At 46.8% G+C, this 1,177-nt stretch carries 1 protein-coding gene; it reads left to right on the forward strand.

The window, feature by feature from the left end:
• On the forward strand, nucleotides 1–1,177 hold a 1,177-nt coding region (gene tuf / locus AB4512_RS22255; RefSeq protein WP_016783752.1), incomplete at both ends, for an elongation factor Tu.

A 1,177-nucleotide genomic window follows, 5' to 3' on the forward strand; every position in this document is an offset into this window, starting at 1 on the left:
TGTCTAAAGAAAAATTTGAACGTACGAAACCGCACGTAAACGTTGGTACTATCGGCCACGTTGACCACGGTAAAACAACTCTAACTGCTGCTATCTGTACTACTCTTGCAAAAGTATACGGCGGTGTTGCTAAAGATTTCGCATCTATCGATAACGCTCCAGAAGAGCGTGAGCGCGGTATCACAATCGCAACTTCTCACGTTGAGTACGACACTCCAGCACGTCACTACGCACACGTAGACTGTCCAGGACACGCGGATTATGTTAAAAACATGATCACTGGTGCTGCACAAATGGACGGCGGTATCCTAGTTGTTGCTGCGACTGACGGCCCTATGCCTCAAACTCGTGAGCACATCCTACTTGGTCGTCAAGTTGGTATCCCTTACATCATCGTATTCATGAACAAATGTGACATGGTAGATGACGAAGAGCTACTTGAGCTAGTTGAGATGGAAGTTCGTGAACTTCTTTCTGAATACGACTTCCCAGGTGATGACCTACCAGTTATCCAAGGTTCTGCACTTGGCGCACTAAACGGCGAGAAGCAGTGGGAAGACAAGATCGTTGAGCTTGCAGAAGCACTAGATTCTTACATTCCTGAGCCAGAGCGTGCAGTTGACCAACCGTTCCTACTACCAATTGAAGATGTATTCTCAATTCAAGGTCGTGGTACTGTTGTAACTGGTCGTATCGAGCGCGGTATCCTACGTGTAGGTGACGAAGTAGAAATCGTTGGTATCAAAGAGACTACTCTTACTACTTGTACTGGTGTTGAAATGTTCCGTAAACTGCTTGACGAAGGTCGTGCAGGTGAGAACGTTGGTGCACTTCTACGTGGTACTAAGCGTGATGACGTTGAACGTGGTCAAGTACTTTCTGCGAAAGGTTCTATCAACCCACACACTAAGTTTGAGTCTGAAGTATACGTACTTTCTAAAGACGAAGGCGGCCGTCACACTCCTTTCTTCAAAGGTTACCGTCCACAGTTCTACTTCCGTACAACTGACGTAACAGGCGACATCACTCTACCAGAAGGCGTAGAAATGGTAATGCCAGGTGACAACGTTCAAATGACTGTTGAGCTAATCGCTCCAATCGCAATGGACGAAGGTCTACGTTTCGCAATCCGCGAAGGTGGCCGTACAGTTGGTGCTGGTGTTGTAGCTAAAATCTT

The sequence above is a fragment of the Vibrio sp. 10N.222.52.B7 genome (assembly GCF_041474275.1).
Lineage (GTDB): Bacteria > Pseudomonadota > Gammaproteobacteria > Enterobacterales > Vibrionaceae > Vibrio > Vibrio crassostreae_C.